Here is a 22,667-nt window from a genome sequence, read left to right on the forward strand (position 1 = left end):
GATTTTTAAATTTTTAGTCCTTCTCATTTGTTTCCCATTGTAAAAACCACCTTTCTCCAACAAATACTAAAAACATTAGTACGATGGAAACCACTATTACCAAAGGATCACTGGAGGCCTTTATCCAGAGAAATGCACTCAAAACAATCAGATCAAGTAGAATGGCGATCATGACAATTGCTACGTTGACATTTACTTCTTTTCTAAGATTTTTTAAAACGCCCCACTGGAGTATTATATCCATGGTTAAGTAAAAAATAGCTCCAAGGGAAGCAATACGAGACAGGTCGAAAAATGCCGTGAGCAAAATGGCAATTATTACAGTATAAACTAACAGGTGCTTTTGCAACCCACCGGGCATTCCAAAATGTTTATGTGGGATTAGATTTATTTCCGTAAGCATAGCGGTCATCCTAGAAACGGCAAATATACTGGCAATAACTCCTGAAATAGTAGCTACAATGGCTATACCCACAGTAAACCATAAACCATATTTACCAAATGCAGGTTTAGAAGCTTCTGCTAGTGAAAAATCTTTTGCAGCAATAATCTCTGGGATTGACAAATTAGCTGAAACTGCCAAAGCCACAAGTAAATACACCAGAGTGCAAATAAAGAGTGAAATCATAATGGCACGCCCCACGTTTTTATTAGGGTTCACGATTTCACCACCACTGTTTGTGATAGTAGTAAAGCCCTTAAAAGCCAGAATGGTGAACGCCAAAGCTCCTATGTAACTTGTTAACGTATAATCACCAGAAATGGAGGAAGGTAGGGCTTCACTAAATGAAAAACCTGCTGCCCACAGGCCTCCAATAGCGAAGATGGCTAAGCCTCCTATTTTGATAACTGCCATCATCAGGGAAGACCGTCCAATCACCTTATTGCCAGAAATATTTACTAAAAAAGCAACTACTAATAATAAAACCCCCAAAATAGGTATCCAAATACTATTTTCTTGTACATCAAAAAGCTGTAAGGTATAGGATCCAAATGTGCGTGCCACTAAGCTTTCACCAATCACCATTGAAAAAGCCATTAAAAGAGATCCTGCGGCAGTGATAGTACCTGGCCCATACGCTTTTTTCAGGTACATGGCAATGCCCCCGGCTGATGGATAAGTATTGGATAATTTTATGTAGGTATAAGCACTAAAGCCAGAGATAATGGCACCTACCAAAAAAGCCAGGGGAAACAAATCTCCTGAAAGATCCGCCACCTGACCAAGTAAGGCAAAAATACCTGCACCTATCATCACTCCAGTACCTAGAGCCACAGCTCCAGTTAGACTTAAGCTATTCTTTTTGTAATTTTCCATACTTTTCGTTCAACTATTTAGACACTAATAGCTATCGTCATATTCCATCGTAAAATAAGTTCCATCGTCCTGTATGAATTTCTGACGTTGCAATACAAAATTTTCAGTCAGATATTCTTCAACTGAATAGTTGATGGTTTTAATTTTCAATCCCATCATGTACGCTTCTATCACTGCTTTACTCCTGATAACCAAATTACCATTTTCTGTCCTCTTATCTCTATCTTTTATTGTAATTAGGCTCTTAGAACCGAAAAAACTTAATATTCCTGACTCTATGCTCATCTTCAAATGGATATCCCTCAATTCAGGACTACGTTGCAAATCATACAACTGTTTAAAATCTTTCGAAGTGACATCCACTGTTATCTTTGCATCACGAGGATCGGCAAACGGAAATACATTCAATAGCACATCAAACTCATTGGGATTGCACTTATATGTGGTCGTGTACTTTTCCGTAAGCCGGCCGCTTTCGTCATAGAGCTCGGTTATTACCTTTATCCGATAAGTTTTACCCTGCTGCTCTAACTCACCCGTTAAAAATATCTGCTTGCCCTGCAGGTCTCCATTTTGATCATAGTTTTCACGTACTATTCTTTTTTGCGCTATTTGCTGAATGAACATTTCTTTCTCCTGACCATACAAAATTGCAGGGGCAAGTTGCAGACACGCTATTAAGGTGAGTAGCGCACTACGCATGATGCTTCATCAGTTGGTTAATCTCTTTTGCCAGAATATCTGAAAGGTCAATCTGATTACTTTCATGAGGGATGGTGTTGCACGTGACGACCTGTTGTACCCCTGCATTTTTTAGATCCGCATAGGCTGAGCCAGCAAATACGGCATGTACCCCAACACAAACCGGTGGGTGCATTCCGGCTTTTTTTAAATGGCCGACTGTCTCTATCATCGTTCTGGCGGTGGAAATTATATCATCCACCAGTACCGGGGTGTGGTCTTTGTATTTTGCTACATCGGGGACGGACACTTCCACATCCCTGTCACCGTGCCTCACCTTCTCTAACACCGTAAAAGGTGCTCCGGCTTCTTCTGCTACCTGAGAAACCCATTGCTCACTTTCACCATCCGGGCCGATGAATACCGGCTTTTCAATATTATCGCTCACCCATTTTGAAATGTGTGATGCCGCATGGATCAGTTTATTAGGTACGGTGTAAATCTCACTTAACGAACTTCTACGGTGAAGGTGTGGGTCAACGGTGGTCAACGTTTCTGCAAAGCCTGATATTAATTCAGCAAAATACGTAGAGGTAATACCTTCTCCCGGATTAAACTGCTTATCCTGACGCATGTAGGCCAGATAAGGCGCTACCAGGCACGTACAGGCAGCACCAAGTTCTTTGGCCGTCTTACTTAAAAAGTACAGGGGCAGCAATTTGGCATCCGGCTCGTGTAATGTGCATACCATTACCACGCATTTATCTTTAACCTCAGAGTGAATCTGCACATAGCTTTCCCCATCGGGAAACTGCCGGATGGTTGCCTCTCCCTTTTCAGCCTTAAGGTGTCCTGCTATTTTTTTTGTAAGTTCTTCGTTGCCCGGTAAGGCAAAAACTATCATTTCCATATTTTAAGTCGCTTTGATTTTAATAATTTGTTTTTGTGCATCCAGGTAAGAAAGGGCGTATTCAAGCTCTCCTTGTGACTCAGCATGGATTTCAAACAGAGTATCGTTCTCTTCCACATGAGTACCCAATGGTGTAAGCAGCAAAATGCCTGCTGTCATCGCACCTGGAGCACCGGCCAGCTTAGCCACTTTGGCCAGTCTGCGATTATCAATTTCTGAAACTACTCCACTTGCTGCGGATCTAATCCTATGCTTATGGGGCGCTACCTCAGGTTCCCTGAAAAAACCTTGTGCCTCGCAGATAGCAGTGAATTTTTTGTAGGCGGCTCCACTTTTCAAAACTCTCAAAGCTTCAAGAGTACCTGACCCTTCGGCTGCTTTTCCTCCCATTTCAAGTAACCTGCCTGCCAATATTATTGCTCTTTCTCGCAGGTCATCAGGTGCATTGTTTTCATTTCTCAAGACGGATAAAACATCCTTAGCTTCCAAGGCAGGCCCTATACCCCTCCCCACAGGTTGTGACCCATCGGTTAATACAATATCAATATTCAGCCCGATGGCTTTGCCTACCGCAACCATCTTTTCTGACAGATGCACAGCAGCCTCCTGCGACCGCACCTTAGCCGTAGCTCCAACAGGAATATCAATCACCACATCGGTAGAACCTGCTGCCGCCTTTTTAGAAAGCACGGAAGCGATCATCTGCCCTTCGCTATCAATATCCAAAGCTTTTTCTACACGGATGAGTATATCATCTGCCGGACTTAGCTGTACTGATCCGCCCCAGGCAAGGCAACCGCCTTCCTGTTCCACGACATTTTTCATTTGCCCGGTGGTGAGATTTACGTTGGTGACTACCTCCATGGTGTCAGCAGTACCGGCAGGAGAAGTAATGGCACGGGAAGAAGTTTTAGGGATGGTCAACCCAGCTGCGGCAACAATAGACACTACCAATGGAGTAGTTCTGTTACCAGGCAAGCCACCGATGCAGTGTTTATCATAAACTTTATCCTTGCCCCAGTCCAGTTTAAAACCCACGTTAATCATGGAACGGGTCAGGGCAATCACTTCGTCCTGATTTAATGAGTTTCCAGTGCTGGAAGCCAGAAAGGCGGATAGTTGGATATTGGATAGATTCCGATTGACAATATCTCCGATTATCCTGTCAAACTCGGCTTGGTTCAGTCGGTGTCCATAAATTTTCTTACGGACATCACTCATGGAATCAAGCGCATCTAAATGGCTCAGCCTAAGTAAGTCACCTTCTTTAGTTTCCAAGGCTTCAATAGCGGCATCAGAAAGGCCCAATTGGTCATGACTTAATTGTGACTCATCATCCCAAACGATAAGAGATGCTACAATGGTTTTTTCTCCTTTTGTAACTTTTATACGATTTAAAGCCTCAAACCCTTCCGATATACAAACCGGGCAGTCCTTACGCATAAATACCATATATTCATTGCGGGCATCTATGCCTAGTCTTACTAGTTTTAATACGTTATGTCGGGTATCCTTTGCTTCCATCACAATTCTACCTTTTGATTAAGTTGAGGGATCTCACTGTCCCATTGGTATACTTCTTTGATGTGCTGCTGAAGGGCACTGGCTTGCTCTGCTTCCCCATGAATAATAAACACCTTTTCGGGTTGTTTTTTAATTTCAGAGAGCCAATCAATCAAATCGTTTTGATCACCATGGGCACTCAGTCCTTCAATGTGTTCCATCTGCATGTTGAATGGCAGCCATTTGCCATACACTTTAATTTCTGTTGCACCTTCAAGTAGTTTTCTTCCTCTTGTTCCTTCTGCCTGATAACCTACAAAAAGTAAGGTGTCGTTACTATTGCCTGATCTTGTTTCCATGTAGTTGAGTATTCGTCCGCCCGTCATCATACCGCTACCGGCAATGACGATCTTGGATTTATTGTCTTCCCGCAGTGCCAGGGTTGCCCGATAGTTGCTCACTACCTGAAAATGAGAACACATTTCATCACATTCTTCCGGCTTTAGCTTGTGCCAGTCCCTGGAAGCATGAATTAGATGGAGTACATTAGCACCCATAGGACTATCCATGATCATGGGTATTTTCGGAATCTTTTTCTCTTTCAAAAGCCTCCAAAGCATTAGCATCATGAGCTGAGTGCGCTCTACGGCAAAACTGGGAATGAACAAGCTTCCTCCACGCTCTACCGTTTCGTTGACTATACGTTCCAGTTCCGGGACAATACTTTCTTCTTCAGGATGAATCCTTCCTCCATAGGTGGATTCAATAAGCAGGACATCCGCTTTTTCAGGTTTTTTTGGCGTATACAAAAGCAAATCTTTTTTTCTGCCTATATCACCTGAAAACACCAAGCGGCTATCATTGGTCTCTACTTCAATAAAAGTTGATCCGATGATATGGCCATTGTATTGCCACCTTACTTTAAAGGCATCATCAATTACATGCCATTTACCTTCTGAAACAGGGTTGAAAAGCGGAAGGGTATTTTCAACGTCTTTTAAGTCATAGAAAGCCTCTGCCGGACTGTGCTTACTATAACCCTCTTTATTTGCCCTGGCTGCCTCTTCTTCCTGTATTTTAGCGCTATCCTTTAAGATAATTTCTGCGATCTTAAGTGTTGGAGCACTGCCATATATTTTTCCATTAAACCCAAGCTTAACCAAACGAGCCAGGTAACCGGTATGATCAAGATGTCCGTGAGTAAGCAGGACAGCATGGATAGATTTAGGATCATACTCAGGCTGTTCCCAATTGAGTAAACGTAATTCTTTTAATCCCTGAAACATACCGCAATCCACCATCAGTTTTTTATTTCCGGATTCAAGTAAATATTTGGAGCCTGTAACCGTACCAGCGGCTCCTAAAAAGTTTATGGTCATTTTATCATTCATTTGTTGTGTTACGTACTACCTGAGCAAATTTCCTCTCCCTCTTTGATGATTCTTTTGACTCGTGTATGAGAAATGCCCATTTCTTCAAGTACTTCGGGTTTATCGCATAGCTCCTTACAAAGCACGATCATCTTATCAATCAGCTTTTGCTTCTCAGCCTTTGTAAGGCTGGTAAGACATGTAACAGGGTGCAGACCAGACATATTTATCCGGTCGCTAATGCTTCCTTGCTGTGGATAATCCCAACCTATCAGTATTAGACCTGAACATTTGCCATATTGGATGGCATCTTCGGTAAACCGGGTATTGGTCACCACCCAGCCTTCATGAAATTTTGTCGCGTGTCCTTTGCGCTTTTCCCATTGCTTTTTCACATCCTCAAACCGGGATTTGATATAAAGTGGAATTTTCACATCACACTTATAACCTTGGCGGTTATGAAATTTGCACTCCACCATGAAGTGCTGATTATCTTTCTCAGCCTCCACATCTATTTCATGAGAGACGCAATGCCCCTGAATGATTACCCCGACTTTAGTACGGTACCCCTGATGTTTTAAAATTTCACCTACAAACTTTTCAAAGGGATATCCTGAAGGGCCCAGCTCCAGAATCGCCTGCTTGATCTTATACCTGCCTGCTACAGGTTTTGAGTGCTTCCGTAGCATGGAGAATGCTTGGCTGTAGATTTTCTTTGTGGACATGCCCTCAACAAGCTGCGCTTCAATCTCACTCACAATCCGATCAATAACGGCAGAACCGGCCCCGGCCCTTTCAAGGGAGTGCCTAAGTTTTGTTGGTGAAAATGGTGCTTTTTCTCCGGAAGCCTTGGTTATTAAAACGGTCTTTTCTGGCATTCAGTCTACTTTAACAATCGAATGTTAAAGTTAGAATTTTACACTCGGAGGTATTTATGATATCTCACTTTCGATGTACGAAATTATGCTATTCAAAGTCAGTCTCTGATCACTAGTTGAACACCTAAAATCAAGCCTCAAATAAGTCTTGATTTATTAGTTCCACGTATAGTATCTAATAAGATCTTCCTGATAAATCCAGAAAAATTTACTTATATCAAAGTAGTTCAAAGGAGCCAGGTTGTGCTTTGATTTCATTTCTTTAACTACGGCACCATACTCTAAATAATCATCGGGAGAAAAACAACTTTGAGAAAAAGCTTCAGCAATTTTTAAAGAATGACTGTTCCATAGTGGAAAGTAAGCAGGGCAATGAACTGCACAATATCTTGAGGCAAATTCTATGTTTTCATAATCGATAGAGTTGTTCCCGTTTTGAGCCACGCTAACTGCAATTAATAGCTCACCTTGACCTAACGAACTATCAATTTGCAATTTTTTGATATTATTTTGGAAACCACACCTTATGAAATAATCAGCTTTATCATGGTTGGCCACTGCCATCACCTTTTCTTTGATCACATCAATATCCTGATTGCCCGGTCGGAACCTGATGAAATTGATGAGTTTTTTATCAGTAAGAAAGTAGCCACGAATATCTTTAATATGGTTGATATGTTCCTCTATCATCTTATCCATCTTCATTATCAGCTATTGAGGTTTTATGAGTCATCTTGTTTTTGGTAATGCTACCATACCATTGATTGAAAACCACACAAGCAGTCAGGTCTCCCGTTACGTTTACTGCCGTTCGGAACATACCCAACAAGCGCTCCACCCCAATAATAATGATGATACCTTCGGCAGGAATACCTGCACCACCAAGTACGGAAGCCAGAATAACTACACCTCCACCGGGAATGGCCGGAGTACCTATTGAAGCTGCAACAATGGTTACTATTACCACAATGATGTTCAACAAGCTCATCTCCAGCCCATACGCCTGGGCGATAAATAAAGTGGTTATGGTTTGATAAAGTGCTGTACCATCCATGTTGACGGTAGCGCCTATAGGGATAATAAAGTTGCTGATTGCGGGATCAACTTTCAGTTTTTCTTCTGCTGTTTGCAATGAGAGTGGCATAACGGCTGCCGAACTGGTCGTAGAAAAAGCCAACAATTGTGCATCCCTGATTTTTCCTAGAAATTTTAGTGGATTCCTTCTGCCTGGCAAACTCACTATTAACAAATAGATACCTACAAGAATAAGTAATCCGGCTAGTACAACGGCCACATAATAACTCAGTCCGGCAAGAGAACTTAAGCCTACACTGGAAGTAAGTTGAGCCATAAGCCCAAAAACAGCAACAGGCACTAAAAGCATGGCCCACTTGACTACTGTCATACAAATTTCCTGTATTGCACTCAGCAGCAACCTCACAGGTCTTAACAAGTCTGAGGGTAGTGACAGCACTGCCACCCCAATGATAATGGTGAAAATAACAATACTCAACATTTCTCCGCTAACCATGGAAGCCAGGGGATTTTCGGGGAGCAGATCGGTGATGATAGTTGGCACATCGTTTATCCCAAATGACAATTCTGCACCTTGAGTTCCTTTTGCCAAGGCCTCTTCATGTTCAGCTGCTGCCTGCTGGTGCAAATAGCGTCCCGGTTTGAAAAGTGTGGCCAGGACAGTTCCAATGCTAACAGAAATAATGGTTGTTGCCACAAAATATAAGAGTACTCCTCCTCCAAGCTTTTTGAGGTTGTCTTTGTCATTGCTGGCAATGCCTGTAATGATAGATGCCACAATCAATGGAATCATGATCATCTGCACCAGCTTAAGAAATAACATGCCGGGCAGGGCTAGCCAGTTGCCTAAAACATCTGCAGTAGCTTTGCTTACCCATCCATTTTGTGGGCTTAAAATAAGACCAAAACCCACTCCTAAGAAAAGTGCAATGAGTACCTTTAACCAGAGCTTACCTGCTACCAGTTTTTGAAGATAGGTATTAAGTGATTTGAGAGATTTTATTTCTGTATCAAACAAGCTCATTATATAATCCCTAAACTTTCATTCGTCTTTTTAATAGAGCTTACTGCGCTTTTCTCTATTCCCGTCAATGCCCTTATAGCATCAATTGTTTCCGGTATAACAATAGCCTGGTTATCGACCACATACGCGTAATAGAGTTCATCTCCCTCGACTTTAAGCATATCTTGCCAAAGGGCTACTTCATACATATCGCCCCAGGGTCGTCCCATATCCAGGTACTTTTCTTTGATCGTATTATTGGAAACCAGACCATCGCTGTAATTGATCAAGGTGATTCGCGTAGATGTCTGAAATGCTTCTATCACCTCTTTTTTATCAGCTTTCCAGGTAAGGCGGACATTCCAATAATGCAGGTGGCTAAGGGTTTGAGGTACTTTCACAGCCATGGTTACTATATCCAGTTCAGAGTCCACGCTCTGAGCGTCCGGCCCTTGGTGGCTGGGAATATCTTTCTCCGGAACGAGCGTATTCATGATGCCACCTAAATGGCTTTCCCAGGGATCTGTAGCCCTGCGTAGCAGAGTACCACGAGCACTCTGCAGCAGCCCTGCTTTTTTAAGAGCGGTAAGTGTACGCAAAATGGAGGTAGTGTTGCAAGAGACTACTCGGGTACTGTCCCGGTTCAGGGCAGATGCATAGTTGTTTTCTGCGCTAAAAGAATGGCCGGTGGTTTCATGTTTTTCTCCACCTTGCAGGATAAATTTTATTCCCCGCTCTTTATAAATTTCTACATTTTGTGCAGCTATCTTCTTTGGTGTACAATCTACCACCAGGTGAGCAACCCCTAATAGGTCTGCCATATTACCAGCCAGGGAAATACCGGCCTTTTGCATACTATCTTGGGCATCTTCAGTAGCTGCATATACAGAGTACCCTTTCTTTACTGCAGTTTGTATCCGCCAGTCGCTGATCACATCACATACCCCGGCTAATTCCATATCGTCTTGTCGCGCGATTGCATCGGCTACTCTTTTGCCAATTACGCCATATCCTATAAGTGCTATTTTCTTTTTCATCATGTTATTGATTTCTAATTGTAGTATGAATGTTATTTATGTTGGACAGTCCGAATACGATCAGCACAAAGCTTTGACCGATCTCCATCATCACTAAAATTTTGGCAGGGGTAGTTATTGGCACAACATCTCCATAACCGATGGCAGCAAATGTTACCACACTGAAATAAAATGTCTCGAATAAATACTCGAAGTAATTGAAGCTTTCAAATAGTTTAAACCCCAGAAAAGAAGATCGATTGGCAGCGACCAAACAAGTGAAATCTGCCGCATAGGAGAAAATAATGAGCATGACGAGCAGTCCGAAAATCCAGAGAAGTTGCCCAAAAGAATGACAATGTTTAATGGACTTATTGACCTGCCTGAAGGTAAAAAAGGTAAAGTACCCAGTCTTGATAAAGGCCAGAAAAATAACAAGATAAGGCACCCAGCTTAGGGCATGATCTACAAACTGCATAAGATAGACATACACAAGTGCTACAGTTGCGACCAAAACGAGTGCGGAGCGCATCTGTTTAATAAGTTGTTTTAAAAAATTACTTCTGGTTATTTTATAAGTCATCATGTATCGTCAGTTAATTACCTTTTGTTTTTTGATAATAGCTACTTTCCGGGATTGTCGAAGAATACTTACACCTATCACTCCGGCAAGCACCGAAGCAAATAAAATGGTTAGCTTGGCAATGAAGGTATACTCCTCATTCTGGAAGGCCAATTCCGTGATAAACAGTGACATGGTAAAGCCAATGCCTGCTATCATGGATACTCCGGAAATGTGTCTCCAGGAAACCCCTTGCTGCAACTCTGCCAGCCTAAACTTGACTAAAAGCCAACCGGCTCCTAAAATCCCGGTAAATTTCCCTACCAAAAGGCCAAACGTAATACCCATGCTTACCGGGTGACTCAAAATTTCAATTATATCCCCATGAATATGAATACCGGTATTGACCAGGGCAAATATTGGTAGTATGAAAAACCCTACTATGGGCGCCAGGTGATGCTCTATCTTTTGCAAAGGAGTTTCCGCGTCATCTGATTTTTGTTTGATCTCTTCCAAAATCCCAAGTTGTTCTTCCGAGATGAAATTGCCCTTGATGGCCTTTGTTTCTAAAAATTTTAGATGAAGCTTTTGAAGGTTTTTCAGGTAATCCTCTTCCTTGATTTTGACCCTGCCGGGAATCGTAAAAGCAGTGAGAATACCTGCAATCGTAGGATGTACTCCTGAGAAGAAAAATGCGAGCCAAACACCTCCAATCCCGATAAGTGCATAAAACCAGGCTTTACGAACTCCAATATAATTACCGCCAACCAATAGCAGTATGAACAGTACACCATGAAGTAAATCCACATAAGAAATACCGGAAGTATAGAAAATAGCGATGATGAGTACGGCACCAAGGTCATCAACTATGGCTAGTGCTACCAAAAAAACTTTGAGCCCTGCCGGTACTCGATCTCCCAATAATGAAAGCACTCCAATGGCAAAAGCAATGTCTGTAGCCATGGGGATACCCCAGCCGTGCTCTGTAGGGGTATTTAAATTGAAAATGAGGTAAATGAGTGCCGGAACAACCATGCCGCCAATAGCTGCTCCGATAGGCAAAATAGCTTTTCTGAAAGAAGACAGTTTTCCTCCTATAATTTCCCTTTTCAACTCCAGGCCTACCTGTAGGAAGAAGATCGCCATTAAGCCATCATTCACCCAAAGTAGTAAAGTCTCGGAAAGGAAGAATGAACCAACACCTATTGATATTTCGGTGTGAATAAAATCCTGATATGATTCTTGAAAGGGAGAATTGGCCCAGATCATGGCTGCCAGTACCGCTAGAAAAATCGCAATACCGGAAGCTGACTGGTTGTTTACCAGATTATTTAAGGAGTTGTTTAGGCGGGTAATCATTCAGGTGCATCCTTTTCCAGGTCTTTTTGTAGTGTAAGCATTGGGCTTTTTTAATTATACCAGGACTGGTTTAACCTTTATTGGTCCTTGCGCCCCTACAGTATTCACAAATAAATCTTTCATTACACCACATATTTATCCCACAGGCCATATTTTTCCTTTATTTTTCCTTTTGAAAAAGAAAGTGCCATTACCAAAAGTCCGGTTAAGCTTGTGCTCAACGTAAACGCTACATTGATATCTTCAATAAACCATGGCAATACGACCAGTACCAGGCCGAGCAATACATTTAAGTAGCGTAAACTTCTAATTACTTCAGCCATGGCCATTACCGCAAATACAATTGCAAGGGCTCCTCCCAAATGATTTAAATCGGCAAATGGAGTTTCTATCCCAATCCCGAAAACCGTGGGAGAGACCATCAACCAAATCCCTAAAACTGTTGATATCGTCAACATCCAAGGGAAGCTCATCCCCCAGATTGAAGATTTAAATACCTTCCAAGGACTGTCATTAAATTCTGCTATTTCGGGGGAACGCTGATCCGTTTCAGTGGACAGTGCTTCTCCACCTTTCCAAAACACCTTCCATAAGGAATCCCCTTTTTGTTTTCTTTGAACCATATGTTGCCACATGGCAATCACTTCATCAATTTGTAATGGGATCATTGGAAGCATTACAATAGCTGAAAACAGGCATATCGAACACCATGCCCCTACTGAAAGCGGCTGTGAAACAATTAAAAAAATACTCACGAACCCAAGTGGGATTACCAAAATCCCAAAAAGGGTAACCATCCACGGCATAGTACGCCAACGGGAGGTTCCACCCATATATCCCATCAGAAATTCTAAGGTATATGCAAGTGTTCCCAATGCAGCATCAGAAATTGGAAAAGAGTGAGACATATCGGAATCTAAAACGGTCATGGTGCCGTCACCAAAAAAAGGATCCCAGGCATAATCTATATACCCTAATTGAAAAGCTCCCAGATACCGGGATGCCAGCCACCCGATAAATGCCAGGCCAATCATAATAGAGCGCTGTGGCCAGCTTGAAGGATTATAGCTCCAACCCGTAGGTACGTCACCGCCCATTTTCATAAACATGATCATATTGGGCATACCAGGAATGAGAATCGACAAGGCAATAATCAAGGCACCGACCAGGGTACCGTTATAATAGGCAACAGCCGTTGGAGCCCAGAAAATAAAGGGAGCCATACTGATCCATATCCCGATAAAACAAAGAATCCAAACGCTATAGGGACGGTTAGGCTTGAGGGAACGCCATCCAAAAATTACCAGCAATATCCCACTGATAATATCGCTCCAGCGCATTGCGGCAATACGATCACTAAGGGAAAGCCATACATCTCTTCCGCCACTGGGGTCGACCACATTCTTTCCATAATCAAAAGTGAGTGGTGAAGTAATCATCCAGAAACCAAGCAATACGATTGTCCAGTAAACCCAGAGCGTTTGCTTATGGTGGTCTTGGAGCATCGTAAGGCGGTCATCAGTAGACATTTTCATACCGCCCATGTCCATGTGTCCATGACCGCCATGCTCTTCCGTATGCATCATAGGACGTGTGATGCCTCTTGAGCCCATACCTTCCATTTTGTGGCCTGACATTTCGGTTTTTGCTTCGTCCTTTTTCACTAAGGTCATTCCGCATTTCGGGCACTTGCCTGGTTGATCAGTAACGACCTCAGGGTGCATAGAACAAGTGTATTGTATCTTTTTAGAAGATTTATCCCCATCATCCTGATGGGACATTGAGGAGTGGTCGTGGCTTTTCATACTATGACATAATTAAGTGTTTGGGAATCTATTTATAGCTACTTTTTCAGGTTATTCTCTTGATAAAATTTCTTGGGATTAGCCTTTAAGTTTTCAATCATCTTGGGCAATGTCTCTCGTAAACCGTGTTTAGGCTTCCAACCCAGAATCATTTTAGCTCTGGAACTGTCCATTTCAAAATGATCATTAGCCAGATCAATCATCCAGGGTTTAATAAAAGCTTTGCCAAACAGGTTCTGCATAAATGCCCCCATTTTGGCAAACCACTTAGGAATTGAGATGATAGGCATTTTCTCACCATGGATTTCTGTACTGATGATGTCTTGCAACTCCTTGTACGATAAAGTTTCGTCATCTCCAATATTAATAATCACTTCTTTCGGGAGCTCTTTTCTTTGGTCTACCGCCAAAGCCATTGCATCGATGACATCATCTCTGTGTACATAGGTGCTGCCATGGGCTGTATTGGCCGGATAGAGTCGTGCTGAAATTTGTTTTTCGTAAATACGCTGAACCTGATTGGTGATAGGTATTGAACTACCATCTTCGCTGTATACGCCTGCTATGCGCATCATCACAACAGGTATTTCGCCCCTTTGCTCTTGCATCACTTTTTCTGTAGTAACTTTTGATTTGGGATAATCCCATTTAGGTTCTAACGGTGATTCTTCTGTGATAAGTACTCCTGGTGAGGATGGTTTATAGACCAGCATACTACTTGAGAAAATGAATTGCTCCACTTCAAAATCCTGTAGGAATTTCAATAATCGTTCTGTGCCTTTGACGGTCACTTTATCGTATAGATCGGAGGGTTCCCCTAAAAAATCATAATAGGCGGCCAAGTGCACCACCGCAGCTATTTTGTTGCCGTAGGCGTAGCGGATTCTTTTGAATGCAAACTCCATTCGCTCATCGCTGGTGAGATCCACACATACGCATTCTGCTTCTACGGGCGGAAACGGATAGCCATCTTTGTCGAATCCAACGACATGGTATTTTTCAGCCAGCTTATGAATTACAGAAGAGCCTATCATTCCACTACTTCCTGTTACAATGACAACATCAGTTTTATCTTTCATTTTATAATTATATTTCTTGACTTTTCATGCACTATCAAACTAACTCAATCATCGGTACTTTTTATTAAAAGATATATTGTAGACCGTAGCTATCAGTGCTCCAAATAACCAGCCCAGAATGAACATTTCTATCAGTCCGATGAGTGCTTCAGTCCAGGGCACGTCCATTCTAATCACAGCACTTGTATCCAGCCCGTGTAACAGGCTATTAAAAAACAAGATGGTACCCTCACGGCCTACTGTTGTCATTAAAATAATACAACCCAGGTAAAATATGGCTCCTGCTACTCCCCAGGCTAATGCGAATTTCTTAATGTTGATGTGTTGCATGATCGTTTTCTTTTTTTGATTGTTTATCTTCATGACTTCCGTGCCCTCCATGTCCCCCATGACTGCCCATCATAAAGAGGTGAGCTACGAAAAATATGATGATGAATATAAAAAGTGAATTGGATCCGTTGAACCCAAAAACGGGTAGTAGGAACAGTAACAGGAATATCCCCAGACACCCTATTAACATCCATAGCATGTGATTTTTCATAGTTTTTGTGTTTTAGTGATGGCCAGCATGTTTTTCTGCCCCAATCTTTTCTTTGTTCTTCATCATTGTTTCCTTATCCATCATGCCTTCTTTGTGCATCATCTCCATCATCTGCCCCATCATATTGGGTTTATCTTTCATCATGTCCATCATATGGGCACACATGGACGAATCCGAGTCAGCCATGTTCATCATGTTGCTCATCATATTATGCATCATATCAGGCTTATCTTTCATCATGGCCATCATTTGATCATTGTCTGACATCATCATACCCATCATCTGCTCATTGCCTTTCATCATCATTTGGGTATGATCATCCTCCATCATTTTGGTCATCAATTGTTCAGCGTATTCATGATCGGAAATGATGGTATTAAAAATTTCATTTCGGGTGTCATCATTTTCTAACATTGTGCTTACATCCTTTTGTTGCTGACAGGCAGATAAAGCCGCTATCAATAAAGTGAGTGTTACCACTGTTTTGAAAGTATTTTTCATATCGTTATCGGTTAAGGTTAATGCTTAGTATAGGTATATCGGCATGGTTAGCCAGGTTTTCAGTAATGCTCTTTCCTATCAGGTTAAAAAAGCCGGACCTGCCATGTGTAGTTAATGCAATAAGGTCAGCATTTACAGATTCGGAAAACTTAAGAATGCCGCGTTCTTCATTTAGCGAATTGTAGATGTTGGTGGTGCAGGTTCCTCCACGAGGACAGGTTTCATGAAAATCATGCATTTTCTCAAGGCTCCTGTCCGTCTCCTCAAATGAAAATGGCACATTGACATAAAGAAGGTGAATATTGGATTCGTTGAGATCAGCGAACTTCACCACCGTTTTGAAGGGTTCTTTGACATCTTCTTCAAAATTGGATGCAAAAACCACATTTTTAACGGGCCACTTAGACTTTTCTTTGATGATCAAGACAGGAACCGTAGCGTCTCTTAGTACCTTTTGGGCATTAGACCCGACAAACAATTCTTTTGCACCAGATGCGCCATGGGAACCCATGACCACAAAATCATGATGATGAAAGGGAATATGTTTGAGGATTTCCTCTCTACCCACATCAAACACGAGAAACTGTTCAGCTTTCAAACCTTTGTTTTCCGCTTTCTTTACCAGCTTATTAAGCTCGCTCTTCGCATGCCCGATTTCCTTTAAAGTTTCGGGAAATCGCTGCTCCTTCTCCTTATTAAGTTTGACCCACTGCACTGGCGTGATCTGTAGGTGCAAAAAATGAATCTCCGCACCTGATTTCTCGGCTATGGCAATGGCAATATCCGCAGCCCGGTTAGCTGTTTCTGAAAAGTCGGTTGGAACTAAAATATTTTTCATGTGTATGTAGTAAATTTTCAAAGGCCACATGGAATTCCCATAAATTTATTCACCCTTCCACTGGCATATTTAAGGATGCCTAAAGTTTATGCTCATTTCATAAGTCTCTGTTCTCCAAGTCGGGTTCTAATGTTTTTACTTTGACCATCTCACTAACCTCTGTGATATAAATAATACCGTCCCCGGAGTGTGCTGTTTTTCCATTTTGATGTATAATCTCTAGTGATTTCTTCACTTTCTTGTCGGGTAAAACAACTTCCAGTTTTGCTATTTTAGCATGTGAAAATGGATGCCTCAAAGACGGAAAATCCTTACGCTCATCGGTATAGTGACCGGTTCCCTCTCCTTCAAAGACCGTTAAGCAACAAACTCCTTCTTCACGCAGATGATTTACAATATCAGGTAATCGATCCGGCCTGACGAAAGCCTTTATTTCTTTCATTTTTGCAACGTCTTTTTTATGTCTTCATACTCTTCTTTGCTGATTTCTCCTTTGGCATACCTTTTTTTCAAAAGGTCTAACGGTGTTTCCTTTTTCGTTCTTTGTCCGGGTATATCCCATGGTGTGGCGAAAATCCAGATTATAAATATCACCCAGATCACCCACCAGATGATGTGCATACCCCAATAGTGTCCTTCAAACCAATGCATGATTTCTTATTTTATGATTTCAAATAATTTATCAACCTTTGCTTGTTGGTTGTTATTCAAAATTACGAGAAAGTACCGCTATCTATTTTTGAAATCTTGTCTTTGATGTATGATATTTTGCTATCAAAACATCAATAGCTTAGTGGTTATCACCACTTAGGATCATAACCGTACCCATACCTACTACCATCACTCCGACCATTACAGGAACCCACCATTTACCACGAAAAAGTCCGTGTCTGTCCCCTGAAGCCATACTGAATTTTTCAGGGTTCTTCTTAAATACCTGGAGACATTCTTCACTGTCGAAGTAATACACGTCATCATTATATGAATACTGAAGTGCTGCGTTTACGTCAACGTTATTCTCACAAACAGGATCAGCATGTTTCTTAGATGCCTGGTGATGACGACCCACCGAGCAGGAGGTATTTATGATCACTATAGGCCACACCAAAGTATATAATATTGCTTTTCTTAAGGTTAACATGACCTATACATTTTGTAAGACATCGAGTAATTTCTGGCGAATATTCAAAGCCACTATTTCAAGGTCTTCATTGGCAATTGCCTGCATAGAGCTTATCGGGTCTACAACTGACACCTCGATATGACCATCCATAAGATCCTGCACAATCACATTACAGGGTAACATGGTGCCTACTTTATCTTCGGCCTTTAATGCTTTAAATGCGTACTCGGGATTACATGCACCTAATATCTTGTAGGGATTAAAATCAATGTTAAGTTTGTGTTTCATAGTATCCTGAACATCGATCTCGGTTAATACTCCAAAACCCTCTTTGCCCAATTCTTTAACCACATGATCTACTACATCCTGAAAAGAACTGATTTTAACAAGTTTACTGTGATAATACTCCATGAAAAATCTTAATAAATTATAGTGTTTGATCTAATACCAACTGGTGAATATGTACTTTAATATTTTTGCTTTCCGAAAGCCTGTTTTGAAGAAATTCTGCACTAACCTCAAATGTTAACCCAAGAACACATTTGAGGTGTGACCCTCCTTCAATATGTTCCAGGGAACCTGTTCCACTTATTGGCAGGTCTGACGTTTTATAGTTAAGGGTTGCCCTAAACTCAAAAGTTTTAGGTGGATGCTTGCCTGTATCTATCTTATCTTCACCGCTTTTTGTGATGTTCAGCTGCCCTGCCAATATAATTTTAGCATCCTCCATAGAGGAAATTACAGCGTCCAGAGAATCTACACCGGAATACAAAGAATTGGCGGGAAGGGTCATTTTAAAATAAGCCTCTTTGTAATCCAGTTCTGCAAATAGTTTTTGAGAATGCAGGTTGATCACAGAGTCACCAACTGGGACGATTAATAACACACGGCCATTAGTTGTATGGTATAAATCCTGAGCTTTTGCCATATTTACGCTAAAGAAAATCATACTCGTAATTGCCAATGTGTAAAGTATATTCCTAGTAAAAGAGTCATTTCCCATTTATGAACGAAATGTTAAAATTGGTTTGATCATAGCTTTCCTTTTTATTCAGTCTCTATCAAAAATAAGTGGATTAATGCATGATCTTTTTTCGAAATCTTGTCTTTATTGTATGAGATTAAGGTTATCATTTTCAACCCATTTTTTCACCAGACCCATCTCTCAACTTGTCAGAAAGTCTCCTGAATAGTGCCTTGTTTTGAAGGTTACTATTGTCAATGAGTAGTCCTTTCAAACCATCTTTTGTTTCGATCCCATAAATAACAGACTTACCTGCTGCATCTTCATTTTCATCAAACCGGTAGAACTCTGAAATATTCAATTCCTCAATTTGAAAGCTGGCACACAGATCCTTACATTCCAGGCAATCTTCCTTCCTGTTGAAATTATAGGTGTAGCCTTTTTCTCTTAAGTCGCCCAGTGCTTCAGATAAGTTCTTGTAGTACCGGTTCTCGTTTTTCATTACTTCTTTATAATCAGATACAGAAAGACCGGTAACACGCTTAAATTGACTGGATAGGTAATGGACGGAACTGTATCCGAGCTTAACAGCAATCTCACTTAAGTTCAGTTCATCATACTTTATCAGTTCTTTCACCCTGTCCACTCTTTTGTTTATGTAGTAGGTCTCTATCGTAAGCCCCTCAATTTTTGAAAAGAGCTTGCTTAGAAAATTGTAGTTTTTACCTATTTCGTGTGCCAGAAAATCAGACAACATGATCTCTTTGGTAGATTTTTCCAGCATTTCTATATAATGTTGAATTCCAAGCTTAATCTGTTCCATCAGGATTTCTTCTTTGTCTTCAAGAAGTTCAAAGCCATAAGTATCTAATCTGGACGCAATTTTATCTTTGGTCAGGGTCTCAGGCACTTGTATTGTAGCATGGCCAAGCTGAATTGTTGAAATAAATGCTCCGAGTTCCTCTAATTCATTTTTTACAACCAGAATGCATCTCGGACATACCATATTTTTAATGTTCAGATTTAATGTTTTCATCTGTTATAGGGGTTAAACTTCTTCTGATCCTGGATTAAATCCAGTGAAGGAGTATGGGCCGGTTAAAATCTTTGCTTATTGCGAAATGAATTACTTCAACAATAATTTTTGGCCGGCAATAGATTGCTCTGCGCAGAAAAAGTGATTAAGAATTTTTGAAAAGAATAGAATAAGGCTGAAAAAGCATGGAAGCTAGAAAATGGCAAACTTCATGATTAGCCTAACAGATGAATGCTAATTGAGGAAGGATTGAATAAAAATACGAATATGGTTACCACTAACGGGTGGTGGCAAATTGGTATATAAAAACGGGAGTAATTGTTTATTAAAGATCTCTGCTTCAACATCTAAATTATAAATACGATAAAGCATTTGAAAGGCTGGAGCCTCAACTGGTGTTTGCTTCAACTCATATTTGATTAATGAGGCATACAGGTTATTCACTACTTCGTCACAGCACTCCTCCTCGTCAGCATCATGGCTATGCTTATCATCGTGATGATGATCTTTAGGGGCATTGTGATGATCATCAAGGTCATATACTTTTATTGAATGATGAACCATCTCATTAGTACTAGTTGGGTAATTGCCCCAAGAAATCACTCCAAAATCACAAAAAGCATCACAAACAAATACACTAATAAAACCTGTGAGGAGCAAGGTTACTATGTATTGTTTTATGTTGTGCAATTTTATCATCATACCAATAGAAGTGATAACTACTGCATAAATGTCGGTAAAAATTAGGTATAAATCAAATGATAAATGTTAAGTAAAAACATGATATAAGTCACTATATTGACAAAAAATTTCAATGAGCATGTCCTTCTTCAGATTCAAGGAATTTGCCTTGCGGTCCTACCGCTTCTATATGTACCAGTTGTGCCCCGTAATGACCGGTGCGCGACACCACATAGCCGGAAGCAATAAGTAACAAGGCAACCACTGCTACAGCCCAACGTTTCTGTCTAAAAATAAATTGACTGACCGCCTGAGCCACAAAGCCGGCAATGCTCAAGTATATAGTCCAGTCGGCCCATAGATCATGCTGCGCAAGCACCTGTTTCGCATGCTCCGTTAAATCATGTGTGTGTGGGTGGAACGTTCTCCCTGAAAGATAAGCACCCAACGCACCTACTAAAACCATTCCCGTGATGACCCAATCTACTTCTTTTTTTAGGAGAATCACGTTAACAATAGCTAAGACAGCTCCAATCAATAACAATACGATTGGGAAGTGAACCATAAGCGGATGCAGATTAGGGAAATCGTCCAGGTCTGCTGTGACTTTCTTAGTCTCATGCTCATCGTGTTCATGCTCCTGTTGTGCTTGTATATGAGAATAATCCACTTGGGGCTGCTCCAAATGTGTGGAATCTTCTTTTGTGCTTTTTTCATGTTTCTCCCCTTCATGAGCAGAGAGCACAATGCATGACAACATGAAGTATAATAGTAGTCCTAATTTTTTCATAGCCCTTCAATAATTAAGAAAATTTAAAGCTATGCCCTTTGCCTGGAAACTTCAGTACAAAATCTCAACTTAGATGTATAATATTCTTCAGCAGACTAGCGATTAACAACCAATTTATTGATCATTGCTTCACTCAACGCTTCGGAATAAACACCATAGGCATCTACTAATACGCCTTTAAGTCCATCGGTAGATTTAATGGCGTAAAGAATGGAGTTATCATCCGGGTTGCTCATGCCTTCAAACCGATATACTTCTTTTACTTCAAACTGCTCAGGATGTAGCTCGAGCTTATCGGCCGGGCATTCAATACAATGCGGTTTGAGATTAAAATCGTTGGAATATCCTCTTTCTTTCAGGTCTTTTAATGCTTCAGATAGTGTTTCGTAGGTTTTCATTTTTTTCTTTTTGAAATTCATCCCAGTTACCATGCCATTCAACGGATTATAAAAGGAATATTACCAAGCCAATGCCCACAATCAGTACGAAAGTATATACAACGACTCTTTTGAAAGAAATACCGCCACCTCCGTGTTCATGATCATGGCCTCCATCGGTTTCCATCTTTTTTGTCCTGAAATTGAAGTATAGCATGAGTGCAGTAAATGCAGCAAACACGATGTTAAAATAGAAAGTGTAATCAATCTTGAATTGTGTCACTTCTTTTACTTTCCGGCTGCCTTCGGGTAATACGCCTAATAGATCAAAGCTATAATTGAGGATCAATGCCGTAATGACAATGCTGACGTACATCACCCCTGCAATGTAAAGGGCTATGCGGGTACCATAATATTTTCTATTCATATTGACCAGCGGTGGCACCATTAAGTCAGAGTAAATAAAGCCCATCAATCCGGCAAACAGAATGCCGTTCTCGTTGAGCACAGTCGCCAGCGGTATGTTTCCCATGGATCCAATGAATGTAGCTGCCGCTACAAATGGGGCTACCAGCGCGTTTTCCAGCCGGATCACAAAATCAGGTAATTCCCCCTGCATACCATTTAAAAAAATTGCTTCCCAAAAAGACTGAGGGACTAATACAGAAACGAACCCCGCGATGGTAAAGCCAATAAGAATATCCTCCCAGGCCATTTTCCATTCCATCACAAATTTCTTTCCCACTAAAAACCAGCCCTCTTTCGACTTAATCCTTTCCTTCCAATCAAAATCCTCCTCTTCGGCAGATTCATCCTCAACTTTCTCTCTGGCAGCTTTAATCCATTTTTTAGGGGACGTAAGCTTGATGATAAGTCCACTAATAGTTATCAAAATTAGTCCTCCTATTACTTCAGCTACTATAAACTGCCACCCTAAGAAAATGAATATAAGGATACCAAGCTCAATGACTAGATTGGTGGAAGCAAACATAAATGCGACCGTACTTATGAAATGTGCTCCTTTTTGAAAAAGAGACCTCGCTGCTGCTAAGGCAGCAAATGAGCAGGAAGAAGAAATGGAACCAAACAAAGTAGAGAGTGAAATACTTTTAACATTTCCTTTACCCATTTGCTGAGTCAATTTCTTCTTTGGAACAAAGGCCTGAATCATTGAGCTTATTATATATCCTAACACAAAAGCCCAGCCTGATTTCCAGAAAAACCCAATTGCAGTTTTTGAGGATTCTCCCTACAGATCTAATATATCATTCATAATTCCCATGATTTGATTGTCTTT

Annotated in this window: 27 protein-coding genes; all 27 read right to left on the reverse strand. The window is 41.0% G+C overall.

Features of this window, described 5'->3' with window-relative positions; all coding sequences use genetic code 11:
* Positions 1-13: 13 nt before the first annotated feature.
* A complete protein-coding gene (locus tag FTRAC_RS10345) occupies positions 14-1,318 on the reverse strand; it encodes an APC family permease (RefSeq protein WP_013454195.1) in 1,305 nt (434 codons plus the stop codon).
* Between the two features lie 24 nt (positions 1,319-1,342).
* Complete coding sequence (locus FTRAC_RS10350; protein WP_013454196.1) at positions 1,343-2,020, reverse strand: hypothetical protein; 678 nt, start codon at positions 2,018-2,020, stop codon at positions 1,343-1,345.
* Positions 2,013-2,909: a ribose-phosphate pyrophosphokinase gene (locus FTRAC_RS10355; protein WP_041649728.1), complete on the reverse strand. Its 897-nt coding sequence runs from the start codon at positions 2,907-2,909 to the stop codon at positions 2,013-2,015. Before FTRAC_RS10355 ends, FTRAC_RS10350 begins: the two co-directional genes overlap by 8 nt.
* 3 nt (positions 2,910-2,912) lie before the next feature.
* Positions 2,913-4,433: a thymidine phosphorylase family protein gene (locus FTRAC_RS10360; protein WP_013454198.1), complete on the reverse strand. Its 1,521-nt coding sequence runs from the start codon at positions 4,431-4,433 to the stop codon at positions 2,913-2,915.
* Positions 4,433-5,803: an MBL fold metallo-hydrolase RNA specificity domain-containing protein gene (locus FTRAC_RS10365; RefSeq protein WP_013454199.1), complete on the reverse strand. Its 1,371-nt coding sequence runs from the start codon at positions 5,801-5,803 to the stop codon at positions 4,433-4,435. The genes FTRAC_RS10360 and FTRAC_RS10365 overlap by 1 nt, the downstream gene beginning before the upstream one ends.
* A gap of 8 nt (positions 5,804-5,811) precedes the next feature.
* The gene (locus FTRAC_RS10370) at positions 5,812-6,660 is read right to left on the reverse strand and encodes a restriction endonuclease (RefSeq protein ID WP_013454200.1); all 849 of its coding nucleotides are present in this window, start codon (positions 6,658-6,660) and stop codon (positions 5,812-5,814) included.
* A gap of 156 nt (positions 6,661-6,816) precedes the next feature.
* Entirely contained in the window at positions 6,817-7,365 is a 549-nt protein-coding gene (locus FTRAC_RS10375; protein ID WP_013454201.1) for a hypothetical protein, read from the reverse strand.
* Positions 7,352-8,719, reverse strand: a complete 1,368-nt coding sequence (locus FTRAC_RS10380; protein ID WP_013454202.1) for a dicarboxylate/amino acid:cation symporter — start codon at positions 8,717-8,719, stop codon at positions 7,352-7,354. The genes FTRAC_RS10375 and FTRAC_RS10380 overlap by 14 nt, the downstream gene beginning before the upstream one ends.
* Complete coding sequence (locus tag FTRAC_RS10385; protein ID WP_013454203.1) at positions 8,719-9,738, reverse strand: type II glyceraldehyde-3-phosphate dehydrogenase; 1,020 nt, start codon at positions 9,736-9,738, stop codon at positions 8,719-8,721. Before FTRAC_RS10385 ends, FTRAC_RS10380 begins: the two co-directional genes overlap by 1 nt.
* 1 nt (position 9,739) lies before the next feature.
* A complete protein-coding gene (locus tag FTRAC_RS10390; RefSeq protein ID WP_013454204.1) occupies positions 9,740-10,300 on the reverse strand; it encodes a potassium channel family protein in 561 nt (186 codons plus the stop codon).
* A 6-nt stretch (positions 10,301-10,306) separates the two neighbouring features.
* A complete protein-coding gene (nhaA, locus tag FTRAC_RS10395; RefSeq protein WP_013454205.1) occupies positions 10,307-11,635 on the reverse strand; it encodes a Na+/H+ antiporter NhaA in 1,329 nt (442 codons plus the stop codon).
* A 122-nt stretch (positions 11,636-11,757) separates the two neighbouring features.
* Positions 11,758-13,440: a vitamin K epoxide reductase family protein gene (locus tag FTRAC_RS10400; protein WP_013454206.1), complete on the reverse strand. Its 1,683-nt coding sequence runs from the start codon at positions 13,438-13,440 to the stop codon at positions 11,758-11,760.
* Between the two features lie 38 nt (positions 13,441-13,478).
* Positions 13,479-14,519: an NAD-dependent epimerase/dehydratase family protein gene (locus FTRAC_RS10405; RefSeq protein WP_013454207.1), complete on the reverse strand. Its 1,041-nt coding sequence runs from the start codon at positions 14,517-14,519 to the stop codon at positions 13,479-13,481.
* Between the two features lie 48 nt (positions 14,520-14,567).
* On the reverse strand, positions 14,568-14,849 hold the full coding sequence (locus FTRAC_RS10410) for a DUF5676 family membrane protein (RefSeq protein WP_013454208.1): 282 nt from the start codon (positions 14,847-14,849) through the stop codon (positions 14,568-14,570).
* Complete coding sequence (locus FTRAC_RS19615) at positions 14,830-15,060, reverse strand: hypothetical protein (RefSeq protein ID WP_013454209.1); 231 nt, start codon at positions 15,058-15,060, stop codon at positions 14,830-14,832. The genes FTRAC_RS10410 and FTRAC_RS19615 overlap by 20 nt, the downstream gene beginning before the upstream one ends.
* Positions 15,061-15,072: 12 nt before the next feature.
* Complete coding sequence (locus FTRAC_RS10415) at positions 15,073-15,561, reverse strand: hypothetical protein (protein ID WP_013454210.1); 489 nt, start codon at positions 15,559-15,561, stop codon at positions 15,073-15,075.
* 4 nt (positions 15,562-15,565) lie between these two features.
* Positions 15,566-16,399: a universal stress protein gene (locus FTRAC_RS10420; protein WP_041649734.1), complete on the reverse strand. Its 834-nt coding sequence runs from the start codon at positions 16,397-16,399 to the stop codon at positions 15,566-15,568.
* A gap of 97 nt (positions 16,400-16,496) precedes the next feature.
* The gene (locus FTRAC_RS10425) at positions 16,497-16,841 is read right to left on the reverse strand and encodes a P-II family nitrogen regulator (protein WP_013454212.1); all 345 of its coding nucleotides are present in this window, start codon (positions 16,839-16,841) and stop codon (positions 16,497-16,499) included.
* On the reverse strand, positions 16,838-17,050 hold the full coding sequence (locus tag FTRAC_RS10430; protein WP_013454213.1) for an SHOCT domain-containing protein: 213 nt from the start codon (positions 17,048-17,050) through the stop codon (positions 16,838-16,840). Before FTRAC_RS10430 ends, FTRAC_RS10425 begins: the two co-directional genes overlap by 4 nt.
* Before the next feature lie 139 nt (positions 17,051-17,189).
* Entirely contained in the window at positions 17,190-17,468 is a 279-nt protein-coding gene (locus tag FTRAC_RS10435) for a YHS domain-containing protein (RefSeq protein WP_245545947.1), read from the reverse strand.
* A gap of 75 nt (positions 17,469-17,543) precedes the next feature.
* Entirely contained in the window at positions 17,544-17,933 is a 390-nt protein-coding gene (locus FTRAC_RS10440; RefSeq protein WP_013454215.1) for a DUF302 domain-containing protein, read from the reverse strand.
* A 16-nt stretch (positions 17,934-17,949) separates the two neighbouring features.
* Positions 17,950-18,450 (reverse strand): hypothetical protein, encoded by a 501-nt coding sequence (locus FTRAC_RS10445; RefSeq protein ID WP_148230069.1) that lies wholly within the window; start codon positions 18,448-18,450, stop codon positions 17,950-17,952.
* A gap of 208 nt (positions 18,451-18,658) precedes the next feature.
* Positions 18,659-19,522 (reverse strand): helix-turn-helix domain-containing protein, encoded by an 864-nt coding sequence (locus tag FTRAC_RS10450; protein ID WP_013454217.1) that lies wholly within the window; start codon positions 19,520-19,522, stop codon positions 18,659-18,661.
* Positions 19,523-19,756: 234 nt separating this feature from the next.
* On the reverse strand, positions 19,757-20,221 hold the full coding sequence (locus FTRAC_RS10455) for a hypothetical protein (protein WP_245545949.1): 465 nt from the start codon (positions 20,219-20,221) through the stop codon (positions 19,757-19,759).
* A 112-nt stretch (positions 20,222-20,333) separates the two neighbouring features.
* Positions 20,334-20,993 carry a hypothetical protein gene (locus FTRAC_RS10460; RefSeq protein WP_013454219.1) on the reverse strand — a complete coding sequence of 220 codons (660 nt, stop codon included), beginning with the start codon at positions 20,991-20,993 and terminating at the stop codon, positions 20,334-20,336.
* 95 nt (positions 20,994-21,088) lie between these two features.
* Positions 21,089-21,412: a hypothetical protein gene (locus FTRAC_RS10465; RefSeq protein WP_013454220.1), complete on the reverse strand. Its 324-nt coding sequence runs from the start codon at positions 21,410-21,412 to the stop codon at positions 21,089-21,091.
* A gap of 25 nt (positions 21,413-21,437) precedes the next feature.
* A complete protein-coding gene (locus tag FTRAC_RS10470) occupies positions 21,438-22,598 on the reverse strand; it encodes a permease (protein WP_049784106.1) in 1,161 nt (386 codons plus the stop codon).
* Positions 22,599-22,667: the final 69 nt, after the last annotated feature.

It is taken from the genome of Marivirga tractuosa DSM 4126 (genome assembly GCF_000183425.1).
Lineage (GTDB): Bacteria > Bacteroidota > Bacteroidia > Cytophagales > Cyclobacteriaceae > Marivirga > Marivirga tractuosa.